Source organism: Sphingobium sp. TKS, assembly GCF_001563265.1.
Classification (GTDB): Bacteria; Pseudomonadota; Alphaproteobacteria; order Sphingomonadales; family Sphingomonadaceae; genus Sphingobium.
Map to the genome: position 1 here is coordinate 483013 of NZ_CP005085.1, position 25491 is coordinate 508503.

The 25491-nt window shown below is 66.0% G+C and carries 29 protein-coding genes; 4 read left to right on the top strand and 25 right to left on the bottom strand.

Features of this window, described 5'->3' with window-relative positions; genetic code table 11:
* Positions 1 to 31 precede the first annotated feature (31 nt).
* The 8 genes from K426_RS27365 to K426_RS27395 form a co-directional block, all read right to left on the bottom strand.
* Positions 32 to 1081 (bottom strand): nucleotidyl transferase AbiEii/AbiGii toxin family protein, encoded by a 1050-nt coding sequence (locus K426_RS27365; RefSeq protein ID WP_007688041.1) that lies wholly within the window; start codon positions 1079 to 1081, stop codon positions 32 to 34.
* The gene (locus tag K426_RS27370) at positions 1074 to 1682 is read right to left on the bottom strand and encodes a DUF6088 family protein (RefSeq protein ID WP_007688042.1); all 609 of its coding nucleotides are present in this window, start codon (positions 1680 to 1682) and stop codon (positions 1074 to 1076) included. Before K426_RS27370 ends, K426_RS27365 begins: the two co-directional genes overlap by 8 nt.
* A gap of 168 nt (positions 1683 to 1850) precedes the next feature.
* Positions 1851 to 2972 carry a relaxase/mobilization nuclease domain-containing protein gene (locus K426_RS27375; protein ID WP_007688043.1) on the bottom strand — a complete coding sequence of 374 codons (1122 nt, stop codon included), beginning with the start codon at positions 2970 to 2972 and terminating at the stop codon, positions 1851 to 1853.
* Complete coding sequence (locus K426_RS27380; protein WP_007688044.1) at positions 2965 to 3525, bottom strand: plasmid mobilization protein; 561 nt, start codon at positions 3523 to 3525, stop codon at positions 2965 to 2967. Before K426_RS27380 ends, K426_RS27375 begins: the two co-directional genes overlap by 8 nt.
* 206 nt (positions 3526 to 3731) lie before the next feature.
* Entirely contained in the window at positions 3732 to 4679 is a 948-nt protein-coding gene (locus K426_RS27385) for a ParB/RepB/Spo0J family partition protein (RefSeq protein ID WP_007688045.1), read from the bottom strand.
* Positions 4679 to 5443, bottom strand: coding sequence for a ParA family protein (locus tag K426_RS27390; protein WP_007688046.1), 765 nt, complete (start codon positions 5441 to 5443; stop codon positions 4679 to 4681). Before K426_RS27390 ends, K426_RS27385 begins: the two co-directional genes overlap by 1 nt.
* A gap of 12 nt (positions 5444 to 5455) precedes the next feature.
* Positions 5456 to 5632 carry a hypothetical protein gene (locus tag K426_RS32255; RefSeq protein ID WP_007688055.1) on the bottom strand — a complete coding sequence of 59 codons (177 nt, stop codon included), beginning with the start codon at positions 5630 to 5632 and terminating at the stop codon, positions 5456 to 5458.
* Between the two features lie 191 nt (positions 5633 to 5823).
* Entirely contained in the window at positions 5824 to 6216 is a 393-nt protein-coding gene (locus K426_RS27395; protein WP_007688057.1) for a DUF3768 domain-containing protein, read from the bottom strand.
* Between the two features lie 259 nt (positions 6217 to 6475).
* On the opposite strand from K426_RS27395, the gene K426_RS32260 reads away from it, so the two are divergent.
* Positions 6476 to 6826 carry a hypothetical protein gene (locus K426_RS32260; RefSeq protein WP_066564291.1) on the top strand — a complete coding sequence of 117 codons (351 nt, stop codon included), beginning with the start codon at positions 6476 to 6478 and terminating at the stop codon, positions 6824 to 6826.
* Between the two features lie 652 nt (positions 6827 to 7478).
* Positions 7479 to 9344: a reverse transcriptase/maturase family protein gene (locus K426_RS27405; RefSeq protein ID WP_066553268.1), complete on the top strand. Its 1866-nt coding sequence runs from the start codon at positions 7479 to 7481 to the stop codon at positions 9342 to 9344.
* A gap of 165 nt (positions 9345 to 9509) precedes the next feature.
* Here K426_RS27405 and K426_RS27410 read toward each other — a convergent pair whose 3' ends face one another.
* Positions 9510 to 10031, bottom strand: a complete 522-nt coding sequence (locus tag K426_RS27410; RefSeq protein ID WP_031295760.1) for a hypothetical protein — start codon at positions 10029 to 10031, stop codon at positions 9510 to 9512.
* A gap of 107 nt (positions 10032 to 10138) precedes the next feature.
* A complete protein-coding gene (locus tag K426_RS27415) occupies positions 10139 to 10303 on the bottom strand; it encodes a hypothetical protein (RefSeq protein ID WP_007688065.1) in 165 nt (54 codons plus the stop codon).
* A 305-nt stretch (positions 10304 to 10608) separates the two neighbouring features.
* Between K426_RS27415 and K426_RS27420 the strand changes: the two genes are divergently transcribed.
* Positions 10609 to 11043 (top strand): thermonuclease family protein, encoded by a 435-nt coding sequence (locus tag K426_RS27420; RefSeq protein WP_007688066.1) that lies wholly within the window; start codon positions 10609 to 10611, stop codon positions 11041 to 11043.
* Between the two features lie 75 nt (positions 11044 to 11118).
* On the opposite strand, the gene K426_RS27425 is transcribed toward K426_RS27420, so the two are convergent.
* From K426_RS27425 to K426_RS27470, 10 genes are all read right to left on the bottom strand, one after another.
* Complete coding sequence (locus K426_RS27425) at positions 11119 to 11526, bottom strand: single-stranded DNA-binding protein (protein ID WP_007688067.1); 408 nt, start codon at positions 11524 to 11526, stop codon at positions 11119 to 11121.
* A gap of 407 nt (positions 11527 to 11933) precedes the next feature.
* Positions 11934 to 12602 carry a hypothetical protein gene (locus K426_RS27430; protein ID WP_007688068.1) on the bottom strand — a complete coding sequence of 223 codons (669 nt, stop codon included), beginning with the start codon at positions 12600 to 12602 and terminating at the stop codon, positions 11934 to 11936.
* A gap of 112 nt (positions 12603 to 12714) precedes the next feature.
* Positions 12715 to 13656: a DUF2493 domain-containing protein gene (locus tag K426_RS27435; RefSeq protein ID WP_007688069.1), complete on the bottom strand. Its 942-nt coding sequence runs from the start codon at positions 13654 to 13656 to the stop codon at positions 12715 to 12717.
* 347 nt (positions 13657 to 14003) lie between these two features.
* Positions 14004 to 14744: an arsenical resistance protein ArsH gene (gene arsH, locus K426_RS27440; RefSeq protein WP_007688070.1), complete on the bottom strand. Its 741-nt coding sequence runs from the start codon at positions 14742 to 14744 to the stop codon at positions 14004 to 14006.
* Positions 14744 to 15175: an arsenic resistance N-acetyltransferase ArsN2 gene (arsN2, locus tag K426_RS27445; RefSeq protein ID WP_007688071.1), complete on the bottom strand. Its 432-nt coding sequence runs from the start codon at positions 15173 to 15175 to the stop codon at positions 14744 to 14746. The genes arsH and arsN2 overlap by 1 nt, the downstream gene beginning before the upstream one ends.
* A complete protein-coding gene (gene arsB, locus K426_RS27450; RefSeq protein ID WP_007688072.1) occupies positions 15172 to 16239 on the bottom strand; it encodes an ACR3 family arsenite efflux transporter in 1068 nt (355 codons plus the stop codon). The genes arsN2 and arsB overlap by 4 nt, the downstream gene beginning before the upstream one ends.
* Positions 16236 to 16676, bottom strand: a complete 441-nt coding sequence (gene arsC / locus K426_RS27455) for an arsenate reductase (glutaredoxin) (RefSeq protein ID WP_007688073.1) — start codon at positions 16674 to 16676, stop codon at positions 16236 to 16238. Before arsC ends, arsB begins: the two co-directional genes overlap by 4 nt.
* Complete coding sequence (locus tag K426_RS27460; protein ID WP_007688074.1) at positions 16673 to 17209, bottom strand: arsenate reductase ArsC; 537 nt, start codon at positions 17207 to 17209, stop codon at positions 16673 to 16675. Before K426_RS27460 ends, arsC begins: the two co-directional genes overlap by 4 nt.
* A gap of 12 nt (positions 17210 to 17221) precedes the next feature.
* Positions 17222 to 17560 carry an ArsR/SmtB family transcription factor gene (locus K426_RS27465; protein WP_013849891.1) on the bottom strand — a complete coding sequence of 113 codons (339 nt, stop codon included), beginning with the start codon at positions 17558 to 17560 and terminating at the stop codon, positions 17222 to 17224.
* A gap of 52 nt (positions 17561 to 17612) precedes the next feature.
* The gene (locus K426_RS27470) at positions 17613 to 17882 is read right to left on the bottom strand and encodes a zincin-like metallopeptidase domain-containing protein (RefSeq protein WP_066564295.1); all 270 of its coding nucleotides are present in this window, start codon (positions 17880 to 17882) and stop codon (positions 17613 to 17615) included.
* Between the two features lie 111 nt (positions 17883 to 17993).
* Between K426_RS27470 and K426_RS32895 the strand changes: the two genes are divergently transcribed.
* Positions 17994 to 18125 carry a hypothetical protein gene (locus K426_RS32895; RefSeq protein ID WP_257721804.1) on the top strand — a complete coding sequence of 44 codons (132 nt, stop codon included), beginning with the start codon at positions 17994 to 17996 and terminating at the stop codon, positions 18123 to 18125.
* A gap of 84 nt (positions 18126 to 18209) precedes the next feature.
* Here the strand turns inward: K426_RS32895 and K426_RS27475 are convergent, their stop codons facing one another.
* From K426_RS27475 to K426_RS27495, 5 genes are all read right to left on the bottom strand, one after another.
* Positions 18210 to 19076, bottom strand: coding sequence for an ArdC family protein (locus K426_RS27475; RefSeq protein ID WP_066553259.1), 867 nt, complete (start codon positions 19074 to 19076; stop codon positions 18210 to 18212).
* 169 nt (positions 19077 to 19245) lie between these two features.
* Complete coding sequence (locus K426_RS27480; RefSeq protein ID WP_066553256.1) at positions 19246 to 21408, bottom strand: integrase; 2163 nt, start codon at positions 21406 to 21408, stop codon at positions 19246 to 19248.
* Entirely contained in the window at positions 21405 to 23192 is a 1788-nt protein-coding gene (locus K426_RS27485) for a hypothetical protein (protein ID WP_066553254.1), read from the bottom strand. The genes K426_RS27480 and K426_RS27485 overlap by 4 nt, the downstream gene beginning before the upstream one ends.
* Complete coding sequence (locus K426_RS27490) at positions 23189 to 24538, bottom strand: tyrosine-type recombinase/integrase (RefSeq protein ID WP_066553252.1); 1350 nt, start codon at positions 24536 to 24538, stop codon at positions 23189 to 23191. Before K426_RS27490 ends, K426_RS27485 begins: the two co-directional genes overlap by 4 nt.
* Positions 24539 to 24695: 157 nt before the next feature.
* Entirely contained in the window at positions 24696 to 25442 is a 747-nt protein-coding gene (locus K426_RS27495; RefSeq protein WP_066564298.1) for an ArdC family protein, read from the bottom strand.
* Positions 25443 to 25491 lie beyond the last annotated feature (49 nt).

A 25491-nucleotide genomic window follows, 5' to 3' on the forward strand; every position in this document is an offset into this window, starting at 1 on the left:
TAGATTACTTGCTCATTCGCGGTCTCCGGCATCAACGCCCGTTGATCGTCCCCTCGATCGCCGCCAGACCCTTCATCAACGCCTCGAATTTCGGCGGCGCGGCCATGAACATCTCCGACATCGCGCCATAGTCCCGCTCAAGCTTCTCCCAAGTCGCGCCATCGGGCGACAGGCGCAGCGTTCCAACCACGGCGGTGTCATAGGAGGCCGACCTGTCCGCGAACATCAGGCTCTTGTTGTGCACGACCTGCTCGAGCAGATCGATCCGCCCCATCGCCTCGTTCGTGATGCCCGCCTGGTCGAGCATCAGCACGTCATAATAATGGCGCGACATGCCCTCGCGCAGCTTGCCGTTATGATGGAGCGCATGAAGGATCGTGACCTTTTCCCAGAAGGTCCGCGCAACGGCCAGCGTCGGCACCTCGGTCACCGGATCCGGCAGTTCCTCGGGAAAGTCTTCGGCCAGATAGGGCAAGATCGGTCGAAGCGCGAACGGTTCCGTGTCGCCGCGGGCGCCAAATTCCAGCTTGATGCGCGGCTTGATGTAACCGCTTTCATCCGCGCCGCCGTAATTCTCGCCATAGGCGAGCCCGTAACCCGAGGTGCGCGGATAGACGAAGAGCAGCGTCTGCTGGTCCTTGTCGTCGGGATCGAGCGCCAGGCTCCAGCCCTCGGCCGTGCCGAGAGCGACTTCGATTTCGCGCGCCAGGATCGGCATGGCGACCGTGGCGACATAAGCCTGTGCCGCCGCCTTGAGCGCCTTGGTCCGGCGCTCGCGCTCCTTGCCGGTAATGTCGCTGTCCATCGGCGAGGCGACTTCGCTGAGCAGCGGCGCCGCGCGGCTGATGGTGAGGTCGATATCTTCGGAGAAGCGCGCGATGATCCCATAGGCTTTCGACAGCGAGGTCCCGCCCTTGAAGGTCATGTGACCGGCGAGGTCGGGACACATGACGAGGCGGCGTAGCGTCCAGCAGACCCAGAAATCCTTCTCGATGATGATCGGCGTCAGATCCCGCCGCGCCGCCGCTTCATCGATAAAGGCGCGCCGATCCTCGGCTGGTCTGCGTGCGAACTCATCCATTGCGGGCGGCGCCGATCTTTAAGACGACGTCGCCCATCCATCCGGGCATCTCGGCCCTGGCCTGGGCGAGCATCCGCATGTCGCGATCATCGAGGCGGGCGGCGAAGTGCCGGATCTTGTCGCTATCGATATTGTCCTTCCCCAGATGCGCGAGCGCCTGCACGACCGCGTTGACCGAGTCCGGCGCATTGTCGAGCACCGGTGCGCGGCTGTGCTTGAGCGTCAGGCTGCGCCCGCCCGCTTGCCTGACCCGGGTGCGGCCGGTCGTGGCATAGCTGGCCCGGGCGGGAACCTGGGTCGATAGCCCGAGCCTGTTCGCCGCCGCCGCGCCCGACGGTGCGAGCTTGTCCCCGCTCTGCGTCGAGAGGGCCTTGGCGACATTGGCGGGATCGGGACTGAGCGCACCGAGCTTGTCATGCTGGCGCGGATAGTCATAAAGACCCCGGCCGATGCGCCGGATGTCGCCGGCGGTCACGAGGCGCGACAGCGCCATGTCGACCGACCCACGCGTCCCGAAGTCGACGAAGCTCTTGGGCGTGAACACCCAGCCGCGGCCCTTGCCGCGCACGCGCTTCATGATCCGATCGGCTACCGCAGACACTGGCTGTGCTCCTATCTGTTAGATAATAGCACGCTTTTTTCTAACAAGCTAGAAGCGCGTATCAGCGCCTAAATTCGCTATTTTCCAAGATATTTTGGCATCGCATCCAGATAGGATGCCAAGGCCACACAGGCAAGGTAGGCAAGCCGCCCGCGGGAGCGCCGGCCATCATCGTTCCCGATCCCGGTGAGGCGGTGGCCGCCCCTCGTCCGCACCTGTGGGCGGCGAAACGCCCTCCGGCTCGTTTCGGCGCTCCTGCGGCGGCCGTTCGGATTGCAGTATCTCCCGTGCGCGCGCGAGCCGCCGCGACACCGCCGGCGGCATCGCCGCCAGAAAGCCGGCGATTTCCTGCCCCAAGGCCCGATCTTCCGGTTTTCCGGTGGCGGCGAGCGCGACGGCGGCCTCGGCATAGGCGCCGCGGATCTGCTTCTGGCGCGCCAGCGCCATGACATCTTCCGGCCGGCGCTCCTGGTCGGCCGCACGCACGAAGCTTTGCGCCCGCAGTTCGTTGAGCTGCGCGAGATTGAGCCTGCGCCCCTCGGCCCCAAGCCGGGCATCGAGATGGAGCGCGGCTGACCGCACGCGCTTCTGGACATGACCGCGCGCCCGCCGGGGTGTCGCTTCCGCCGCGACACCGCGCGCGCGCAGCTCATGCGCGAAGGTCTCACGCATATGATGGAGATCCGCCTTGCGCGGATTGAAGCGGGTTCCGTCCGCCCCTTCGGTCGCCACCGTCAGATGGACGTGGGGATGATCGGTGTCGGTATGGAGCGCCAGCATATAGGCATGGTTCCCCTCGAACAGGATTCGCGCGAATGCCTGCGCCGCATCATGGAGCGTCTCGGCGTCGGTCGATCCCCCGGGCATCGACAGCACCAGCGACATCGACGTCGGCCGTTCCCGGCCATGTTCGTTCATGGCCTCGTCGAGCATCGCCCAGTCCTGAGCGATCGCCTTGAGCCGATCCGGCTCGGTGATAATCTCGCCCTCGCTCGATCGGACGGCGAGCTTCCCGTGGCGCGCCACATAGCCGAAATGCTCGGCGACATGATGAGCGCCATATTGCTTGCCGGAGACCTTCACCATCACCTCGGGCGCCTTGCGCACGATCCGCTCGAGCTTGGCGCGCGCCTCGGCCTGGCCCATCGACATCGGCCGGGCGGCCCCGCCCCCGCTTCCGCCCGGTTTGATCCGAACATAGGCGCCGCGCAGGGTCCGCTTGCCGCCTGCCGGCGGCCGCCAGGCCTCCATCAGGCTGGGAAGCGGGAGAACCCCCTCCTCCTCACGCATCGGCCATGTCCCAGTAGCGAAGATCGCCCTTGAGCGCGGCCCCGAGACCGGCGAGCGCATCGACGATCTCGGACCTAAAGCTTGCGACCCTGGCCGCTTCCCGCGCGACGTCGAGGCCGGATTCGACCATCACCGAGGCGTTGAGCGCGCGGGTCGCCTGGTTGAGGTTGATCCCGATCCGATTGAGCTCGCGCCACGCCTGCGCGACGGCCGCCCGCTCCTCGCGCGGCAAGGGCGCGTTTGCGCGCAAGCGCCGCGCCAGCAACGTGGTGATCCAGTCGGTACGCTTCATCCCCAGCACATCCGCCGCGCGGTCGAGCGCGGCGATCTCTTCCGGGATCAGCCGAACCTCGACCCGGCAGGTTGCGCGCTGGCGGGCGCGCGGCGCCTGATGCCCCTCCCCCGCCTCCATGGCCAAGGCGTCACCGATCAAGCGGCGCAGCAGCGCCGAGCGGCCGCCCGATACCGCCGCGAGCGCGGCGAAACGCTGGGCGACATCATCGTCGAGCCGAAAGGTGAGGACGGGCATGTCCCCAACGCTATTGTCATACATCCCCGGCGCCAAGCCTATCCGGCCCTTACCTTTACTCAACTCATCTTATAGTCTGCTTGGGCAGACTATTGTTCTTCGGCCAGCGAACCCCTCTCGAACACCGATCGTCCGCAGCAAGGGGCGGCGCCTTCGGCGCTGCCCCCGCCCATCGACACGAAAAGGGCCGCACCCCGAAGGGTACGGCCCAAACCATCGTGCAAGATAAACTACGAACGCGGAGGAGGCGGGTCAGTTGTTGGCAAGGCCTCGCTTCTCTCGCCGGTCGGACCGATCGACGAGGCAGCGACTTCACGCTCGCGGCCATCCTCGAAAATCACCGTGACCAAAGGCGCCAGCGGGAGCCACGCAGGGAAGCCGTCGACCAAGACCGGTAGTCTAGGAGATCGGATCGGCGCGGAGGGTTTGTCCGTGAGGCCCGATCGAACCGGATCGCGGTCGGTGGGGGCCAATGGCTGTGCCACAGGCGCCCGCGGAGGGACCGGCGCCGGGTGCGTCTGCTTGAGTTCGGCGATGAAGCGCGATCCTGCGGCGAGCGTTGCGCCGGCGTCGCCCCAGCTGGCGACATAGGCCTCGACCTCGGCAGGGTAGTCCCTCGCCGTCCGGTGCAGATCATAGAGAAGGCGAATAGGCGCAAACGGCAGGGCCGCCTTGAGATAGGCCGGCATGTCGCCATAGGCGGCATAGAGCGAGACGAACTGCTTGGATCGGCCGAGTGCCGCCGCGATCTCGACCTGGTTCATCCCGCCCTTCAGCATCCGGGCGATCGCATGGGCGAGCTCGACCGACGACAGATTGGCGCGCTGGTCGTTCTCGACGATCTGGTCGGCCAGCAGTTGCACTCCCTCGCCGACCGGCACGACGATCGCGGGGATCGTGGCAAGGCCCGCCAGCTGCGATGCGCGGAAGCGGCGCTCGCCCAGACGTATCCGGTGCATGCCGTTCGCGTCGGGCGGCGTAACCGTGATCGGCTGCAGCACGCCGCGCGACGCGATCGAGGCGGCCAGCTCGGCGAGCGCGTCATCGTCGAAGCTGCGCCGGGGATTGCCGGGGTCGGGCAGGATGCGCGCAAGTTCGATATCCTCGACCCGGCGCGCCCGTTCATGGTCGCCGACAAGAAGTCCGAACTCCTCGATGCGCTCGTCGAACTTGCCCATCAGGCGGCCGCGACCTCCTGGCTTGTCATGCGCCCCTCGATCTCGGCGAGCACCGCGCGGATCTCCTCGGCCGCCGCCTTGGCGCCGCTGCCGGTCTCCTGCCATACCGGACGATGATTTTCCGCGGCATGCTTGTAGGTCGGCCGCGCCTTGATGAAGGCCGGGAACATGAGCTTCTCGCCGACCGCATGCGCCAGCTTCACCGCATTCTCCATCTCGCGCCGGTCGAACGGATTGACCATCGAGGGGAGGAGCCCGAGGAAAGCGATCTTGCGGCCGGCGCGCGCGGCCTCGGCCTTGCGCAGCGCGGTCAGCAGCATCTTGGCGCATTCGACCGAATCCTCGGCAACCTGCACCGGCGCGATCACGGCATCGGCGACCGCCATCGCGCTCAAGGTGAGCTCGTCCCACTTGGGACCGGTATCGATAACGCAATAGTCGAAATGCGGGCGGAGCGCCGGGAAGCGGCCGATGAAGTCGCGCACATCCTGCGCCGCCTTGACCATCTGGAGACGGGGATCGGCACCGAGCACGGTTAGCCCGGCCTGCCCGTCGGCGCACAGGGCAGCGGCAGGATCGAACAGGTCGGCGGAAAATCCGCCTTGCCGCTCGGCGCCCAGGCGCCGCGTCGAGCTGCCCTGCGGGTCGAGATCGACGAAGGCGACGCGGCGCTCAGGCGGTTCAGCAAGATACCAGGCGAGATGACTGGCGAGGAAGGTCTTGCCGACCCCGCCCTTGAGCAGGCTGACGACGATCGTCTTCATGACCGCGGCACCTCAGCAATAGTCGTCAGGACCATCGCGCAGGTTGCGCTCATAATGATCGCGCGAGGACCAGTCGCCGCCACCCCCAATGCCGGGACCGGCATAGCGGAACAGATAGACGGTGAGGGCGAAGCAGCCGAACGCGAAGAGAAACGCGTGATCGGGATGCGCGGCGAAATATGCGGCCATGATAAGTCTCCTTGGAGCCAGTGAACGGGCAAGCGAACGGCGCCACTGGCGCCGGCCACGCGCAATCGCGCGACATCTCGGACCCGCGCCCTCCCCTCCCGCATTTGCGGATGCGGCGTCCGTTGCCCGCATAGTCTGCTCAAGCAGACTATGCGGGCCATCCCCCCGGTCGGGGGGATGGCTGCGCCGGATCAATATTCGTCGGCCAGCAGGATAGTGAGCACGCGCGTCGTGACCTCGGGGTTCGCGGCATCCGGCGAGCCATAGGCGAGCTCGAGATCGTAATAGTCGATCTTCCAGTAGAGGATCGCATCCTCGAACTCGAAGCGGCCGAAATCATGCTCGTCGATCGGATCGTTGTCGGGCGTGAAGCTGTCATAGTCGCGCACGATCCGGAGGATCTCCGCGCGGCGGCGAAAGCCGCGGAACAGGGCGACGTCGCCGATCAGCGCCGCAACGCCCGCAGTCATCACGATCTGGTTGCGGCCCGGGCTATGGATGGACCGGCGAAGCGCGTCATTGAGTTCGGCGACGCGGGCGATCCGCTCGGCCTGGCTCATCGCATTCGGGGAGGATTGGGACATGAGAACGCTCCTGATCTGTCCGGCCCCGCCCGCCGGGGCCTTCCGACAGGCGTGCCAAGGGCCGGCGGCAGAGCGCGGCCGCGCACCGGCAGGGTCGCAACGGCAGTGGAGAAGCCCGCAAAGCGGGCTTGCGCGGGCGCGCGCGCCGGCCAGGCAAGCCGACAGGAGGAAGGTCTTGGCGGGCGGGATCGCGAAGAGATGATCGCGGTGTCCTGATTCTCTGGCTCCGCGGAGAGCCCGGCGCTATCCTCCGCCCATCATGACGAGCAGCGCCACTCTCTTCCGCCTTGCCCCGGCCTGGACCGCGTCACTCCAGGCGATGCGGCTGCGCCAGATCCTCGTCCGATCGCAATGCCGCCGCTGCGGTGCGTTGATGCGCGAGGATGTCGATGCCCTGATCGGGCTCCATGGAGCAGGCGCCAGCCTCATCGACCGGCAGGCCCGATGCCGCATGGTCGGCTGCGACGGCGCGGCCTATTATCTCGCGGCGCGGGGCCATGACCGTCCCTGGCACATATTGCTGCACGATGAGCACCTGCGTGCGGGCCTGGCCAACTGCCCTCCAGCGCGCGGCGCGACCGGCCGGGCCATAGTTTGCGCGCAGGGTTGAGAAGTGCGAGCAGTCACGGCAGGGATCGTCACCCGAATGGGCGTGCGCCGTTGTGGCGCGAAGAAGAAAGGAGTGTTCGAATGAACTGAGCTTACTGGCGTAGCTTATGCCTGACCGACTTACCGGTGCTGGTGATGAACCGGCTGAGATTCCGAAAGGGAAACGGGACCATAGCATGTCGGGGAATGGATCGAAGTCGGGTGCCGCAACCTGACGGTTGACCAACAGGCAAGGTGTGCATGGTGAAGACTGGATTGTCTGAATCCCAGATTCCAGCGGCTATCAGGTTGGCGATGGTGAACGCGGTTGTCACACCATTCCGAGCGGAGCGAGGAGCACGTCCTAGTGAATCGCTGCCAGTCCGCTCGGCGCAGCCCCGGTAAGGGGATTAAGGAAACGAACGGGGCACCTAAACACGCCGCGACTCCTCACTCGCGCAACTGCGGGATCGCCTAAACAGGACGGCTTGTTCGGACCTGCATGGCGACGGAGCCGTCATAGTAGTCAAATGCCCGGTGTAATGGCCGGGATAGCCGCCGCGAGGCGGACGGAGCAGCGGTATAAGCGGGAGTGATCCTTGTCGAAATCCGCAGCATCCGGGCGAAGGACGGCAGTTCTGTAACCTCGATGGATCAAGGGAAAGGGATTGCTGATGCAGACCGCTACTATCCTGAGACGGATCGAGACGCTTCCGGCCCTGTCGCGGGCGGGCAAGCGGATCAATGGTCTCCACCGCCTCATGCGGTACCGCTGCTTATATGAGCGGGCCTATGACAGAGTATCCCGGAATCGGGGTGCCATGACGCCGGGAGTAGACGGCCAGACCTTCGACGGCATGACGCTGGCAAGGCTTGATCGTCTGGTCGAACGCGTGGCGGATGGCCGTTACCGCCCTCGTCCAGTGCGGCGGGTCTATATCCCCAAGGGCAATGGTAAAATGCGCCCATTGGGCATCCCTACGGCGGATGATCGCATCGTTCAGGAGGCGGCGAGAATGATCCTCGCGGCGATCTATGAGCCTGTGTTCTCGAAACATAGTCATGGGTTCCGCGCGGGTCGCTCCTGCCACACGGCTCTCGAGGAGATCCGCAAAACCTGGACGGGTGCGAAATGGCTGATCGAAGTGGATGTTCGCGGGTTCTTCGACAACATCGACCATGACATCCTGCTCGGCCTCTTGGCCCGGCGCATCGATGATCCTGTGTTCATCGATCTGATCGGAACAATGCTCAAGGCAGGGTGCATGGACGAATGGAAGTTCGAACGGACCTATAGCGGCACTCCACAGGGCGGGGTCATCTCGCCCTTGCTTGCCAACATCTATCTCCATGAGCTTGACTTGTTCATGGAGGAAATGCGGGCGGGCTTCGACAAGGGCGTCAAACGGCGGGCCAATCCTGCCTATGCTGCTCAGGGCCAGCAGATCGCCGCACTTCGTAAGAAGATCGACGCAATCCGTGCCGGTGGCGCGGACGAGGCAGAAGTCCGGGCCTGTCTGGCTCGGATCGAAGCCATCAATCGGGATCGACGGAAAATATCATCCGTCGATCAAATGGACCCCAACTTCCGCCGCCTGCGCTATTGCCGCTATGCCGACGACTTCCTTGTCGGTGTGATCGGCAGCAAGGCGGACGCCGTCCGGATCATGGCCGATATACAGCACTTCCTCGCTGAGCGGCTCAATCTGGCGGTATCACCGGAGAAAACCGGGGTTCGCGATGCGTCGAAGGGATCGCCGTTCCTTGGCTTCCATGTATGCGCCTTCACGTTGCGCTCCGCCGGCACGATGGCGGGACGGCAGAAGGTCGGCGGTGGGATGCGTCGCGTCCTTCGTCGGCCAACGCGGGGGAATATCAAGCTGTGGGTGCCACGGGATCGGGTCTATGGGTTCTGCAGGCGGAAAAAGCTCGGCAACCTCGACAAGAGGAATGGCCGAGCACGTCCGCAGTTCCTCGACTCCAGTGTCGCGGAAATTATCGTTGCCTATAACTCGGAGTTCTGTGGCTTCGCCAACTATTATGCGATCGCCGACGGCGTAAAAGCGTCGCTCGACAAACTTGAGCTGGTCATGTTCAGGAGCTTGTTGGCGACGATAGCCTGTCGACGGCGTACGAGTAGAAAGCAGGTCATGAAATCCCTGAAAATGGGGGCGGACTATGGTGTCACCACCACGGTCCGGGGCAAACCGCGCGTCCACAAGGTGTGGAAGCTGAAACATCTGATCGTGAAGACGTGGGGCAATCCCATCGTCGATACCATCACGGTCGGCTCGCGCATTGCGCAGAGTTCGAACGACCTCGTTACCCGCCTCACCGCTGAAGAATGCCAAGCATGCGGCGATACCGATGGACCGTTCGAGATGCATCATCCCAACCGCCTGAAAGACAAACGGGGCGACCAACTGACACTGTGGAAACAATCGGCGCGGCGGCGCAGGACCATCGTTCTGTGCCGCAAATGTCACGTCGCACACCATGGTGGTCGGATGCCCGACAGAATGGAGAGCCGTGTGCATTGAAAGGTGCAAGCACGGTTCGGGGGGAGGCGCTGGGGCGTCCTCGAAAGAGGCGTCTCGCGCCCACCCTACTGAGACTTGGCACAAGGCTCAGGGCGAAGCCTAGAGCCCGGTCCGGCCGCGCCGGAGCCGCCATTCTCAGCGCATAGATGCAGAGAAATCCGACTTTCAGACGGCAACCGCCCGTCGCAGATTGCCAAGTGCAGAACACAATTTCTGCGATACCTTACGGAGCTGCTGAAGCCTCTCCGCCGCCTCGTTCTCTTCGATCACGAGCGTCGAACGATCAGCCTGCCGTGCCCGGATCGCGATCACACGAAAGATGGCGGCCCATCGACTGGTCCGTTCGACTGTCAGCTTCGCCTGGCCATGGGCGAGCATCGTGCGCAGCCCTTCCTGGTGCCGAAATTCCGCCAGCAGGCTCGCGACACCCTTTCCCTCCACGGAAAAGGGGCCGCCCTCATTGACGAGTGCAGCAAGGTCATCGAGCCGTTGCCCGACCAAATGCCGTAGCTTCACCGACTGTCCTCGTCCCGGCTGAGCGCTCAGATGCAGCAAAGTCTCGGTAACGGCCACCTCCACCGCGGCGAAGCATTGCAGACAGGCACCGCGCCAGGCGTTCACCTCCTGGGTGACGCGCGCCCACAGGGCATCATCGCCGGCATTCGCTATCGCAGCCTCAATCGTCATTATCGCAGCATAGTCGCGGCATCTGAACAATCGGTTCTCGTCTTCGGCGCAAGCCGCGAGCGAAGCGCGGGGAATAACCGGGAGCCGAGCGGCTCCCGGTCGAGCCGTCAGGCAAAGGGATCGAATTCGGTGACGATGGCGACGCTGCCGTCGGCGTCTTCGGCGGTGATAACCCCGTAATGCTGCCCGATCGCGATGACGAAGGTGACCATCATGAGGCTGCGCGAGAGGCTGAAGGCGTGGCGGCGAGCGATTGCGATGTCGGTGAACATGTCGAGGCTCCTTTGCGCGCCGGCGGGTTCGTCCCGCTCGACAGGCGCCCGATGTGTCCGGCCGGTGGCCGCGATCACTTTTTTGGCTGGAGGCCCAAAAAGCCGTAGCGAAGCGACCGGACCCCTTGCGGGTTGATCGCAAAAGGTCACCGGGTGGACCAAGGATCGCGCCGATTGAGAGCGGGCGAACCCGCCGGCCAGGAGGCCAGGTCCCCGCCGATGTCGCGCCCCACCCCTTGCCCTGCCTGCCGCTCCATCCAACGGGTCCGGATGACAGGCCGCCGCTTGTCGGTTAGCCCCGCCGGATGCTGTTCCCGCTCCTGCTTGCCGCCGCCGTGGTCCCCAATGATCAGACCTTCGCCTGCACACCGACGCGCGTCTGGGATGGCGATGGCCCGATCTGGTGCCGCGAGGGCGCCCATGTGCGGCTCGCCGGCATTGCCGCGCGCGAGATCGACAACAGCTGCCGCCCCGGCCAGCCCTGTCCGAGAGCAAGTGGCCCGGCCGCCCGCGATGCGTTGGTGCGCCTGCTTGGCGGACCGCGCGGCCAGACATCCACCGGGCATATTCGCGTGGCTGGCCCCACCATGCGCTGCGTCTCGACCGGCGAAGCCAAGGGCAACCGGACCGGCGCCTGGTGCAACGCGCCCGGCATCGGCGATCTCAGCTGCGCGATGATTGCGACCGGCACCGTGCTGCGCTGGGAGCGCTATGCCAAGGGGCGATGCCGATCCCGCTGATCCGCTTGGGACCATGCCGCGCCTGAACAGGATAAGAGGCCCGGCGGCGATGCCGCCGGGCCGCCCTGTCCGAGCTCAGAAGGGGATTTCATCGTCTTCGGGCTCGTTGCCGCCGCCGCTATTCTCGTTGGACTTGGCGCGGGTGAGGAAGGTCACCTCGTCGGCGATGATCTCGACGCCGTAGCGTTCGATATTCTCGCTGTCGGTCCAGCGGGTGTAGTGGATACGGCCCCGGACCATGACCTTCATACCCTTGTCGACATATTGCTCGACCGTCTTGCCGACGCCGTTGAAGCAGGTGATCCGGTGCCATTCGGTGTCCTCGAGGCGGCGATTGTTGTCGTCGCGCAGGATCTTGCCGTTGCTGTCGCGCTTCGGGCGCGAGGTGGCGAGGCTGAAATGGGTAATGCGGGTGCCGCCCTGGGTGGTGCGGGTTTCCGGCGTGCCACCGACATTGCCGGCGAGGATGACGAGGTTCTGCATGGCCTGAGTTCCTTCGATGTGGGTCCAAGGGACCGTCCCTTCGACTGATCCCCGGCCAAGGCGGACAGGACGGCCCATCCACCGGCAGCGCAGCGCCGGGGAACCCCGAGACAAGGGGTGGTGCGGGCAGCCGTGGCACACGGCAACTCGGCCCGATGGCTTGCGGGTTGGATGGGCCGGACGGCCGGCTTAGGGGTCAGATGAGGAGAAGGACGGTGCGTCGCTTGGGCCATGACCGGAGCCCACCCAGCGAAACCGCCGATATTGCCGGCTTTGCCGAGCACGCCGGTCCGGCATCTCGCGGACCTTACGCCCGTGCCTTATCTGCCCGTCCCTTGAGCCGCAGGACGGGATTGTAGATCCTTCGCATGGCCACTCGCGGGCTCGACACGACGTCCGTTGCACGATCACGCGGAGGGGGAAGAGGAGGTACGCAAGGTGGCGGCGCCTGGCGTGGCTGGCCTCAGGCAGGCCGCCACGGCATCGAGGAGCTGCCCGGTCTCGCAAAGCACGGCGCCGATGTCGCAGGCATAGCCACCTGCCACCAGCGCGTCGATCCGATGCACGGCATAGGCCGGGCCGAGGCTCTTGATGAAATCGGCCAGCGGACGACCGGGCGCCGGCAGGCCTAGCTGCCGCGCCTCGTCGAGGGCGCGGACAAGGTCATGACGGATATCGCGGGCCAGCGCATCGTCCGTCCAGCCATGACCCAAAAGATGCGCCTTCAAACCCAGTTCGCAGGAGATCGCGAGCAAGTGCAGTGCCGGCGCAAGCGCAATAGGCGCGCCAATCTGCGCGCCGCGATGAAATTCGCGCGCTCGATCGAGAAACACGGCTGCAAGCACCGGATCGCCGGGCGCCGCCAATCTTTCGATCGCGCGCCAGCGGCGCGGCGTCAGCTGGCGGAGCCAGGAGGGACCGGCCTGGTTGCGAAGATGCCGTAAGTAAGCGCCATCGGCTTCGTCCACATCGCGGCCTGTCGACCATAAGGACAGCAGCTTCGCCTTCCAGTGGCGGCCATGCGCGGCGCGGAAGGCAAGGAGCGCGCACGCACTGGCGCGATCGGGCATGAACATGATGCGGAACCTCCGAAGGGAACAAGGGACGCATCCGCCCCGCCCCCTCCCCTCCGGCACCGGAATCCGCGAGATTGAGAAAAGCCGGCCGCCGAAGCGGCCGGCACGGCGGTCAGCCGCGAGATAAAGCCGCCGGCGGCGTTCCGAGCGGTCCGCGGCGATCGACGACATGGATGCCGCGCGCCTTGGCCTCGACCACCAGCCTTTCGGTGACGCCGTTGCCCTGGAAGGCAATGACGTAGCGCGGCTTGACCGAGAGCATCTGCTCGTTGCGCCGGAAGCCGGCACGATCGCCAAGCTTGCGATCAAGGCCGAACCGCAGCTGCTGGATGCCGTTCTGCTCGGCCCAGGATGCTGCAAGACGCTCGATGCCCTTCATGTCGCCGCCATGGACGAGATACATGTCGCCCACACGTTCGCGCACGGCCTTGAGGGTCCGCAGCAGATTGTCGGCAAACTGCTTGGCCTCGTCGTCGCTGGCGAAGCGAAGGCGCCCGCCGGCGAAGACCACGGGCGTGCCATGGACCATATTGGCATCGCGCACCCGCTCGCGCCGCGCCTGCAAATAGGCCCGGCCATCGACGATCGCAGCGGTCGTGCCGAGCGAGATGCGGTTGCCGGTCGCGGGCACCCAGGAGCGGCCGGTCTCATGCAGATAGTGGCGCGCCGCGGTGTCGCGCATCCCCTCATAGGCCTGGGCGGACTGCTCGACCTTGCGAGCGAGATCGATCTTGTCCTCGAGATCAGCGGTCGCGATCTCCGATCCGTCCTGCTCGGCGAGCAGGAGCCGGATCTCGTCGGTCAGGCGGTCGATCAGCTGATGCTTCTTGGCGGCCGCGCGGTGGAAGAGATTGACGAAGCCCCAGCCCAGATCCTCGATGTCGCGTTCGAGCGCGGTGAAGGGGAAGAGCGCGAAGAGATCGCTCCAGATGGCGCTGACGGTCTGTTCGAGCGCTTCGGCCGGCGGCGGCGCTTCCATCGAGCGTTGGTCGCCCATCAGGTCGAGATGGCCGAGTTCGAGTGCTTGGAGCACTGCTGAAAGGGAGCTGGTCATGAGGGATTGCCTTTCCGTGTCGCAGGGCCGGCGGCCTTCCCGCCGGATGCGCACCCTCCGGGCCATCGAAAAAGCGGCGGCGGCACCGCCGGGCAACGCCCAAGGGGAACCCGATAAGGTCCGGGTGGTGCGGGCAGGCGCGCCTCGGCGCGCCAACACGGCCGGAGCGTTCGGGTTGCCGCCGCCAGCGCGATGGCCCATGTGCCGCATCCTCTGGCGAAAGGCGCGAAGGCCCTGTCGCGTCAGGCATTCATGACGCAGAGGACCTTAAGAAGGGCACCCGCAACCCGATCTCCCGATACGCACAGGACGGCATGAAAGCGCGTCGCATCGGAAGAGCCCGGCCGTCAGGCCTTCGACCGTGAGGCCAGATCTTGGGCCGCGTCGCGCTTGGCGGCTGCCGCCTTGCGTTCCGAATAGCGGTCCACGAGTTGATCGGCATGGCGACGTGTCAGCACCGTGAAGCGCACCAGCTCCTCCATGACGTCGACGATCCGGTCATAATAGCTTGAGGCACTGAGACGGCCGTCCTCGTCGAACTCCTTGAACGCCATAGCAATGCTCGACTGGTTGGGGATGGTGAACATGCGCATCCACCGCCCGAGCAGCCGCAACGTGTTGACCGCGTTGAACGACTGCGATCCGCCCGAAACCTGCATGACGGCCAGGGTCCGGCCCTGGGTCGGACGCATGCCGCCGAATTCGAGCGGCAAATGGTCGATCTGCGCTTTCATGATGCCGGTGATCTGGCCGTGCCGTTCGGGACTGCACCAGACCATGCCCTCGGACCAAAGCGCATGCTCGCGAAGCTCATGCACCGCCGGGTGATCATCGTCCTTGATCTGGTCGGGGAGCGGGAGATCGGCCGGATCGAAGATCCGCACTTCGGCGCCGAAGAGGATGAGCAGCCGGGCCGCTTCCTCGACCGCGAAGCGACTGAACGACCGCTCGCGCAGCGAGCCGTAGAGGAGGAGGATGCGAGGTTTCGGCTCAAGCGCGCCGAGCCCGGCGGCGAGATCGGGCCGGATCATTGCACGGTCCAGCGCGGGCATGTGATCGGGTTCGGGAAGGATACGAAGACGCGACATCAGGCAATCCATTTGTACAAAAGGGCGGCGCTCGCCGGGCATAGCGATCGGAACTCGGCCGATTGCGCGATGACGGCAGGAACGTCGGTCCGTTCGGCTGTTTCATAGCCGTGACGGCGAAAGAAAGGCTCGGCGGTCGTGGTGAGCAGGTACAGGCTAGTCGCGCCCTCATCAGCTGCAGCGCGTTCGACTGCCGTGAGAATGGCACCGCCCAATCCGCATCCGCGCCGATCGGCCTTCACGACCAGCGAGCGCAGCAGGCGGTCGGAGCCGTCGCCTTCGATCCCGCCATAGCCGACAAGGCCAACATCATCCTCGAACCGAAAGAAGCGGCGTCCCGCCTCGGCGAGATCACTGGCAGGCAGACCCGCCGCGCTCAGCTCCGCCATCAGGTCGGAAAGCGACCTGGAATCCAGCAGTGTAGCGATCATGCAGGAACGCGTTGCTCGTACCAGGGCCGCGTCTTCTTGACGATGCTGACGACAGACAGCATTACCGGCACCTCGACCAGCACGCCCACCACGGTCGCGAGCGCGGCCCCGGAATTGAGGCCGAACAGGCTGATCGCGGCTGCAACCGCGAGCTCGAAGAAATTGGACGCGCCGATCAGCGCGGCCGGAGCGGCGACGCACCAGGCCACGCCGAAGCGCCGGCTGAGCCAATAGGCCAGGCCCGCATTGAAGTAGACCTGGATGAGGATGGGAATGGCAATCAGTGCGATGACCAGCGGATGAGCCAGGATCGCCGGGCCCTGGAAGCCGAACAGGAGGACGAGCGTCGTCAGCAGCGCAACCAGCGACACCGGCCCAAGCGTTGCCAGCAGCCGATCGAGCGCCGGCTGCCCGCCTGACGATAGCAACGCCCGACGAATGATCTGCGCGACGATGACGGGCACGACGATATAGAGCAGGACCGAGATGAGCAGCGTGTCCCAGGGCACTGTGATCGAGGCGACCCCGAGCAGCAGTCCGACCAGCGGTGCGAAGGCGAAGACCATGATCACGTCGTTGAGCGCCACCTGGCTCAGCGTATAGGTCGGCTCGCCGTCGCACAGGTTCGACCAGACGAACACCATCGCCGTGCAGGGGGCGGCGGCGAGCAGGATGAGCCCGGCGATATAGGCGTTGATCTCGCCCTGCGGCAGCAGCGGCCGGAAGAGCCATCCCAGGAACAGCGTGCCGAGCAGCGCCATTGAAAAGGGCTTCACCGCCCAGTTGATGAAGAGGGTGACGCCGACGCCCTTCCAGTGTTGGCGAACCGACCCCAACGCGCCGAGGTCGATCTTGAGCAGCATGGGGACGATCATCAGCCAGATCAGCACAGCCACGACCAGGTTCACGCGCGCGATCTCAGCCGATGCGATGGCTGCGAACAGATTCGGCAGCGAATAGCCGAGCGCGATGCCGACAGCGATGCAGAGCGCCACCCAGACGCTCAAATAGCGTTCGAAGCTGTTGATCGCCGGCTTGGGTCGTGCCGCAACGGTCGCGTTCACGCCCCGATCCTCTTGCCGGCGGCGTCGATGACCTGCTCGCCATCTTCCTTGGTGAAAGCCCCGCGCTGGGCGGACGGGAGAAGATCGAGCACCTCTTCCGATGGACGGCAGAGTTTCACGCCGAGCGGCGACACAACGATTGGCCGGTTGATGAGGATCGGATGTTCGATCATCGCATCAATGAGCTGGTCATCGCTGAGCGTCGGATCGGCAAGACCCAGCTCGGCGAAGGGCGTGCCCTTCTCGCGGAGCAACTGGCGTGCGCTGATGCCCATGCGGGCGATGAGCGAAACCAGGCGCGGGCGGTTGGGCGGCGTCTTGAGATATTCGATCACATGCGGCTCGATCCCGGCGTTGCGGATCATCGCCAGCGTGTTGCGCGACGTCCCACACTCGGGATTGTGATAGATGACGATATCGATTGCGGCATTGCTCATGCGCTGGGTGCCTTTTCGCTTGGGAGGTCGGCGCGGCCCTGTTCCTTGCCGATCCGGTTCAGCCGGTTCTGTAGACTCATCTTGTCGAGGCCTTCGAACGGCAGGTTGGTGAACAGCGAGATGCGATTGAACAGCATCCTGTAAGTATCGAAGAAGGCCGCGTGCTGCACCGTTTCGCTGTCCTCGATAGCGGCCGGATCGGGCACCCCCCAATTGGCGGTCAGCGGCTGCCCCGGCCAAACCGGGCAAAGCTCATTGGCGGCATTGTCGCAAACGGTGAACACGAAATCCAAGGACGGCGCATCGGGGCCGGAAAACTCTTCCCAGCTCTTCGAGCGGAACCGGCTTGCGTCGTAGTTCAGCTTCTCCAAGAGATGAATGGTGAACGGATGGACCTCGCCCTTGGGCTGGCTGCCGGCGCTGAACGATTTGAAACGGCCTAGCCCCTCACGGCTGAGGATCGCCTCGGCCATGATGGAACGGGCGGAATTGCCCGTGCAAAGAAACAGTACGTTCAACAGGCGATCCGTCATGTTGATGTCCTTTCAGGCAGCACGACAGGCAAGCAGTTCATCCGCAAGTGGATGGCAGAGCTCGGCCCGGCCACCACAGCAGTCCTTGACGAGGAACAGCATCACGGAGCGTAGCGCATCGAGATCGGCGCGGTAGTTGATGATCCGGCTGCGCCGCTCGGATGTGACCAGGCCGGCACGCGCCAGGGTCGCCAAATGCACCGACATCGTGTTCTGCGGGACATCCAGCGCCTTGGCGACCTCGCCGGCGGGAAGGCCTTCGGGTTCGTGACGCACCAGAAGGCGGAAGGCGTCGAGGCGCGTGGCTTGGGCAAGCGCGCCCAACGCGACGATGACAGATTCGTTATCCATATATCCACGATAGCGGATATATGGATATAGTGCAATCGGCGACATGGCGAGATCAAGCAGCCGCCTGCTCGTCCAGATCATCCTCGCAAGCGAGATCGGTTGCCCGCAGCAGAAACCCGGCGGCTTCCTCGGCTCGCGCAGCCGCCGTCAGCAATGCGCGATTATCCTTGCGCAAAATGGCGAGCCAGGATCCGATATAAGCCGCGTGGTCGTCGAGATGGGTGGTTGGGAGACCCACATCGGCGCCAACCAGCGCTGCTGTCAGTTCGGCGACATATCCTGACAGTCCAGCGAAAAATGGCGGTTGGAAGGTGAAAACCATCGGTGCCTCCAGCACTGCCCAAAAACCCCATGGCTCCCCCGAGGCGGGGGTGGGCGGCGAGAACGACCGGAGAGGCCCGCGCAAGCGGCGGGCCGCACCCGGAGGGGCGAAATGAAATGGAGCAGCTCGGCGAAGCCGGGCTTGCGGCGCGCCGTGGCGGGCCTAGCAGGGAGCGCCGACCAGACCCGCATCGAGGGAGGCCCGAAAAATCAGCGCCGCCGCGCCAGCGGCGTCCGCTGGTGAGCGGGCGAAGCCCGCGCATCGCCATGCGCGACGAAGCGGCCGAGCCCGCGAGGGATCGGCCGCTCAGCGTTGGTTGCTGCTGGATCATGGCTGCCGGGTGTGCATCCAGTCGGCCGCCGCCTGCGCCTTGCTCGCCGCGGTGAAGATCGCCCGGGGCTCGTCCTTGAGCAGTTGCAGCCAGGAGGCGATGTAGGCCGCGTGATCGGGTCGCGGTTCGTGCGCGATCCCGAGATCGGCGAGCAGGAACGATGCGGTCAGCTCGGCGGTCGCTTCCTCCATGGCGAGCGCGTGCTTGGTCCACTTGGTGCTGAAATCCCGGTCGAGCCGATGGGCTGCGCCACTGGCATGAGCTGCCTCGTGAATATGGGTGGCGTAGAAGCCGTGGGCGTCGTGGAAGGCGCTGAAATCCGGCATGTGGATGCGGTCTTCGGCGATGTGATAATAGGCGCTGGCCGAGCCGTAGACGGTATCGATGCCGAGCGCGGCGATGAAGGCTTCGGCGGCGGCGAGGCGTTCGCTCTCGGGCAGGACCGGCCCCGGTTCGGGCGCATAGCCATCGATCTGATCGGCGTTGAACAGGCTGAACGCCTTGGCGAAAAGCCGTCGGTGGTCGCCATCATCGTCGCTGGCTTCGTCACCCTTCGCGCGAAACTCCTTCCAGAGGACGCCGAGGCTGGCGTGCTCGCCCTTGCGGACCTGCGCGCCGAGCGCCTGCCACTGGCGATAGGTGCCCCAGACCCCGCTCGCATAGCCGCTGCCATAGGCGGCCGCCCAGAGCGAGACCGTATTTATGCCGCGATACGGCTTGCCGCTGGCGACGTTGGTCGGGCGGGTGACGTCGGCGCCGGAATGATGCCACGGCATGCGCCAGGTGCCGGTGCCGGCTTCGATGGCGTCGACGATCGCTTGCGTGACGCGAGCGTAGACGTCTGAGCGTGGTGAGGCTGACATGATCTGTTCTCCGTTCTCGCGCCGGGGACCATCCCCGGCGGCGGAGGCCCGTTCGCGCCGGGCACAGGGGGGCTCGCGCACCCGTCAGGGCCGCAGCGAAGCGAAGGACGGCGAAGCCGTTGCGCGGGCGCGCCGACCGGCGCAGGACTCCGCCAACAGCCGGGGTGGTCTACGGCGCGGGAGGATCGATCCCGGCAATCACCGCGGTCAGGCGATCGAGCTCGCGCTGGAGAGCTTGACGCTGGAGATCGGAGATGCGCCGTTCGCGTAGATGCGCCCTGGCATCGGCCGCCGCGCGTTCCCAGGCCGGCCTGTGCCGGGCGGTGATGCAGGCGTTGGGACAGCGGGTCGGCTCGCACAGGGCGGTGAGTGGCTGCGCGGGATCGGGGGTTGTCACGCGCTTGAGGCAGAGCGCGGTTGCAGGATCGAAGAAGCAATCCGCGAGCGGACCGACATGGAAGGTGCGCGCGACGCTGGCGAGCATGACGCGCAGGCGGGCGCGATCGGCGATCATGGCGGGCAATGGCCCGAGTTGAACGGCGGCATCGTCGAGCGTCCGCCCGATACGCGGTCCCGCCGGCCCGCCAAGCGATGCGCCGCTCTGACGCCGGTCGAAATAGTCCAGCAGGTCATCAGTCTGACCGAGCCGGCGCTGCGCCTCGACCTCGGCGCGAAACCCCGATGCGCTGGTCCCGGCATAGCCTTCGAACGCGGCGACCGAGGCGTGCTTGTACTGGATCATGCCGGCGATGGTGCCGAACGGACGGTTGGCGATGTGCCACGCGATCGTGCGCCGGAACTGCCGCGTCGTGATGCGCCACGGCTTGCCATCGGGACCGGGCGGGATGACCGGCATATCGGGGCTGCCGAAGGCGGTGTTGAGGTGATCGCGGAAGGTGTTGAGCTGACGGACCACCTCGCTCGACAGATGCGTTTTGGAGACGGCGCTCGCGCGCAGCACCGGCCAGAGCGTATCGCTGCCGCTGGCGCGCGCCGGTCCTGCCGACAGGCGTTCGAGCACCGTGATCGCATCGGCGACCGGCTCGATCGTCACCCAGCTCGCCGCCTCGCCCACGGCCGCCCGGCGCTTGTAGATGGTCGATCGGATGCGATGCCGCTCGATCAGGCCGTCCTCACTGCGCGCGATAGAGAGACACCCGCGCCGCATCGCCTGCACCTCGCAGTCGCGCATGCCGGTCAGGTAGGCGCACACGATATAGGCGGCGGCCTGGAGCATCCGTTCCTCGTGTGCGAGAGTCTTCGCGTCGAAGCGCTCGCGCCATGGCCGACCGCTCTCGGGATCGATCGAGATCGGCGTGTCCATGCCGCCGACCTCTACCCCCAGCTCGGCCGCCACTGCGTCGATCAACCTCGCTTCACCGCCGGTCAGCAGGAGATGCGCGCCTGGCTCGGCCTGCACGTCGATCCCGGCATGGAGATGCAGGAGATGGGCGTTGATCGGTGGGGTCACGGCGCCGGTGTTGGGGTCGACGCGCAGCTTGCCGTTATGAGCGGTGCCCCAGATCGGTGCGCCGCGCCCCTCGCTGCGTCGGCGACCGAAATAGGCCTTCAGGCGGGTGCGGCGACGTTGCCGGCGATCAGCGTCCGGGAGGCCGGAGTCGGCGGCGACGAGACGATCCCGGCGCGCTTCGAGCCGATCAAGCTCGCGACGGGCTGCGAGAATGTCGTCAGCGAAGACGGTGACGTAGCGCAACGACCATGCGAGCAGCGCGGCGATGACCTCTTCCGGGAACCGCGGCGTGCGGTTCTCCCGGACATGCCGGTAGCCCGCGACGCGGGCGGGCGCCTGTCCGGCCCAGGGCTCGAATGCAAGGCCTCCGCCAGCGAGGTGGTCACGATAGTGATAGAGATCGGGGACCACTTCGAGGAGGTGGCCGACGATGACGGGTCGCCGGGCCGGATCGGCACGAAGGTGCCGGGCATAGGCATCGACCAATGCCTGATCGATACGGGAAACGTCGAGCCGTCCGAGCCGCTCACGGGCGAAGGCGAAGAACCGGCGGGCACGGTTGAATGCCTGGCGAATGCTCGCCGGCGGCAGCTTCGGGCGGTAGCCGGGAAGATCGACGTTGAGACGGGCGTAGAGATAGGCGCGCATCGCCGCCTGCACATCGGCATGTTCGAGCACGTCGAAATGCACGGTGACGTGGCAGCGCCGGGCGTTCTCGCGGAATACGGCGAGACCGAGATCCCAGCTCGGGTCGCCGACGCGAGACAGCTCCTCGCGGGCGTGGCCCTCCTTGAGCGGCGCGCTCGCCAGCACGGGGCGATCGTCGAAGGCAGGCTCTTGGGCATGGGCGGGTATGGTCATGCGCGTGCCTCCGGCGGCAGATAAAGCCGCTCGCTCTCCATCTGCCGGCGCGCATCGGCGATGACGGCATCGGAGAAGGCCGGCACGACCTGGGCGGTGATGCGGGCATGGACGCGGCCGAACTTGGCCGCCCAGTCGGTCGCGGGCAGGCTCAGCCGCTGCTCTTCGACGAAGACGAGGAAAGCCAGGATCGCGGGGAGCTTGCGCGCGGTGATGACGGCGTTAGGGCAATCAAGGCAGCCCCAGAAGGGCTGCGCACAGGGCGAACCGGCCTCGGCGAAGGGACTGTTATGGAAGCCCGCGCAGGCGGCGAGCCAGACATCCTGTTCGCCGTCGAGCAACGGACCCACGGTAGCCAGCGGCATCAGCGGCTCGGCCTGATCGGGCGCTTTGCGCAACGCCTGCTCGGCGGTGGGCGGAAGCACGGTCGGCATCGCGGCGGCGACCGCTGCGCGGAAGGCGTCGGCGACGGCCGTCTCGTGCAGGGGCCGGAGCGACGGCAGATCAGCATAGTGGCGCGCCGCTACCTCGCGCGAGTGGCCGACCGCGAAGCGGGCCATATGCCCCTCGGTCTTGGTGTACCATAGCGCCTTGTGGGTCTTGCGGAGCCGGGAGAGCAGCAGGTGGAGCGGCTTGCCGTCGTCATCGACAATATCGTTCTGCGCCACCCAGGCATCGATCCGTTCCGTCGGGTGGCGGATACCTGCCCGCAGGCCGCCAGCGTTGTGATAAACCCAAATACGATCGTCGTTTAGATGCGTGCGGGCAGTCGCCGTGGCCTCGATCAGGCGACGAATAAGACCGCCAGGCGTGCCACCACCGCCGTCGCGGACGCGCATGCTCTTGTGCTCGGCGCCGCGAGCGCGGCGCTTGAGATAGCGCAGCTCCACCGTGCCGGCATGGGGGTTGGTGAGACAATCCACGGTCAGCGTCTTCAGGCACTCGGGCTCGAGGCCGGTATCGAGCGTGAGCAACACGAGCAGCGCCGGCAGATCGCGCGCAAGCAGGTGATGGCGGCCATGCAGGTCGTCGATGAGCGTGCTGATCGGCAATGCGCGCCGCATGCGCATGAAATAGAGGCTCTTCAGCGCGGGCTGGTCTGCGACGATAAAGCCCTGCCGCGCGATGATCGCTTCGACATCGGCGCGCGCGCTGGCGATGACCGGGTCGCCCTCATCGGTCCGGTCGTCGGCGCCGAGACGGCGGAACATCGCTTCGACATCGGTCCTCGCGGCGTCGCGCAACGCGCGGGCGACGAAGGGGCTATAAGCATCGCGCGGGGTCGAGCGGCCCGCCGATGTGGCCAGCGTGTAGCGCAGCCGCTCATGCAGGTCGGACGCGATCCGATCGGGCCGGTCTGCCTCGATCGCGCGCAATGTGTTGATGATCTTGCCGACCGTTATGTGCCGGTGGATCGCGCCCATCCCGCGCTGTCCGAGCGCGGAGGCGAACCCATCGATATGGACTGCGCGCAGGTCGCTGACGCCAGCCACGTTCAGCGCGTCATCGCCAAGCCAGGCGAAGAACAGGCGGTAGGCATTTACATACTGCTTGATGACGCTGGCCGCACCGATGGGGCCGCCGAGCGCCGCTGACCGACGTAGCGCGCCCGCGAAGGCGATGGCGAGTGGGCGAGGAACGAGCCCAATCATATCGATCAGGACCGTTCCGCCATGCCGTGCCTCGATCGTGAACTTGAGGCCGAGCACAGCATCGGGCTGCACGGACTCCGGCGTGATCGGCGCGAAAGCGACAGGCCGGCCCTTGCGGGGATGCCCGCTCATGCGCCCTGCGGTCCCGGCAGCAGCGCGAGCAGCTCCTCGACGGCCGCGTCCACTGTATCGGCGCGCGTCGCGATATGATCGAGGTAGATATAGGTGGTGGTGAGGCTCGCGTGGCCGAGCAGACGTTGCACCTGTTGCAGCGGGTCGCCCAGGATCAGCCGGTAGCTCTCCACCGGCCCCGCCGGCAATGCCGCTTCGCGCAGCCGCTGCTGGATCAGCAAGGCGAGCATATGGACTGCGAAGGTGTGACGAAGCTGGTGGGGACTGATCGACAGCGGGAAACCGTTCTCCTCGCACCGCTTGCAGGCACGGGTGAAGATCACCTCCCACGAGTTGGGGCGAACAGGCTGCCCTACCTCGGTCAGCCATAGCGCCGCCGGCTCGTGGGGCGGTCCATCCTCGTCGCACAGGATCAGGCGGCATCGTTCCTCTGGGGTGCAGACATCGCGCATGCGGTCGAGACCGGCGCGGGTGACAGGGATCGGTCGTTCGAGCTTGGCCGCGCCGTCGCGCGCGGCGAACTTGGTCACGCCTGCGGCGCGTTCGACGGCGACATAGGCGGCGATCTGACGCAGCAGCCGACGCGGGACCAGCACACTGCGTCCCCGGTCGCCCTTGGTGAGCGGCGGCGGCAGGCGCAGCCAAAGCTGCTGAGCCTGATCGTGGTCGTGATCGATGGCCGCAAGCTCATCGGCGAGCAGGCCCGACGCCTCTTCAAGACGCAGGCCAGTGGTGACGAGAAGGTCGGCGAACAGCGCGTTGCGCAGCCCGTTGCGATCGCGAGCGCCGGGGCGCTCGGTGCCGTCCGGGGCGAGGCCGCGCAGGCCGACCTCGCGGAAAATGTGGTAGTCGTCCATCGTGACGAACCGCACATCCGACCGCCTGGCGACACGTTCATAGGCGTCGTTGCGCGCCGCGATCATGCCACGACGGCCACCTTGCGCCGGTCGCCACACGGCGCGGCGGCTGAACGGCGCGTCGGCGATCAGCCCTTGCTGCTCGCCCCAGCGGTAGAGGCGATCGAGGCTGGCGACAGCCCGGTTCCAGCTTGCCGCCGTGATCCGGTGATCGGCCTCGTCGCGGCGTCGCTCACGATGATAGGCATCGACATCGTCGCGGGTCGCAGCCCACACGGTCTTGCCGCAGGCATCGAGAAAGCGAAGCCAGACCGCAACATCATAGGCGTAGGCGCGAAGCGAGTGCCGCGAGCGGACCCCCGACAGCGGCAGGTCGAGAAAGAAGCGATCCAGATCGGGATCATAGAGCGCATCGTCCCGCAGGATCAGCGGCACATGCGCATCAAGGCCCTTGGCCTCGCGGCGCTCGCAAACAGTAATGATCGACACCGGCGCGAAACCCTCCCCCCGGACCCCCCACCCGGAAGCTGACCTTCACACCGGTGCGCCTGATGGCCCGGCAGCAATCAGGCTGGCCTCCGCCAGCTCTTGGGTCAGCGCTACGGCCAGCCTGATTACTGCCTACCGTGGGCGTCCATCGCCGACCTTACTGCAATGTTGCGGGCGGCGCAGACTGTCCAGATAAGGCGACCAACTCCTCGAACGCATATGCCTGATCGCCGAAGCGCTTCCCGAACGATCGGGCAAGCCGGGCTGGATGGCCTGTCCAGTGGCCGGCCTCATGCGCAATGGTGGCTGCCCAGGCGGCGCGCGTGTCGAATTGCTCGACCGGCGGCATGGTGATGACGTCCGCGCGCAGATCATAATAAGCACGATCGCCGCCGCATCGCAGCCGCGCGGGCAGCCGATCGACGAAGCGCTCCGCCCGCGGACCGAGCCGGTCGCCCGGCGGGACGAGGGAGAGGGCTTCGGGATAGAAATCGCCCGGCAGTGTATCGATCTGATCGGCATTGAAGACCGCATAGGACCGCATGACCCGGCGCTGCTCATCGACGAGCTCACCCGGACGTTCGTAGGAATCGACCTTCTTCGAATAGGCTTTGTAGAAGATCGCAAATTGCGACTGCTCACCGGCACGGACCTGCCCGCCGAGGCTTTGTGCTTGCCGATAGGTCATCCAGTAGCGGGACCGATAGCCGCACTGCTCGGCGGCCAGCCATAGCCAAAAGGTGTTCATGCCGCGATAGGGCTCGCCATTGGCGCGCAGCGGGCGCCCTTGCGCGGCGCATGATCGCCAGGGCCGTACCCAGGGACGCACACCGGCCTCGAGCCGGTCGATGATGGCGCGCGTGATGGTCTCGGCCGGCGAGGGCCGGCCCGATGATTGGGTCATGGTGGATACTCCGCGAAAGAGCGGCTGTCTCAGCGCCGCCGATGAAGGG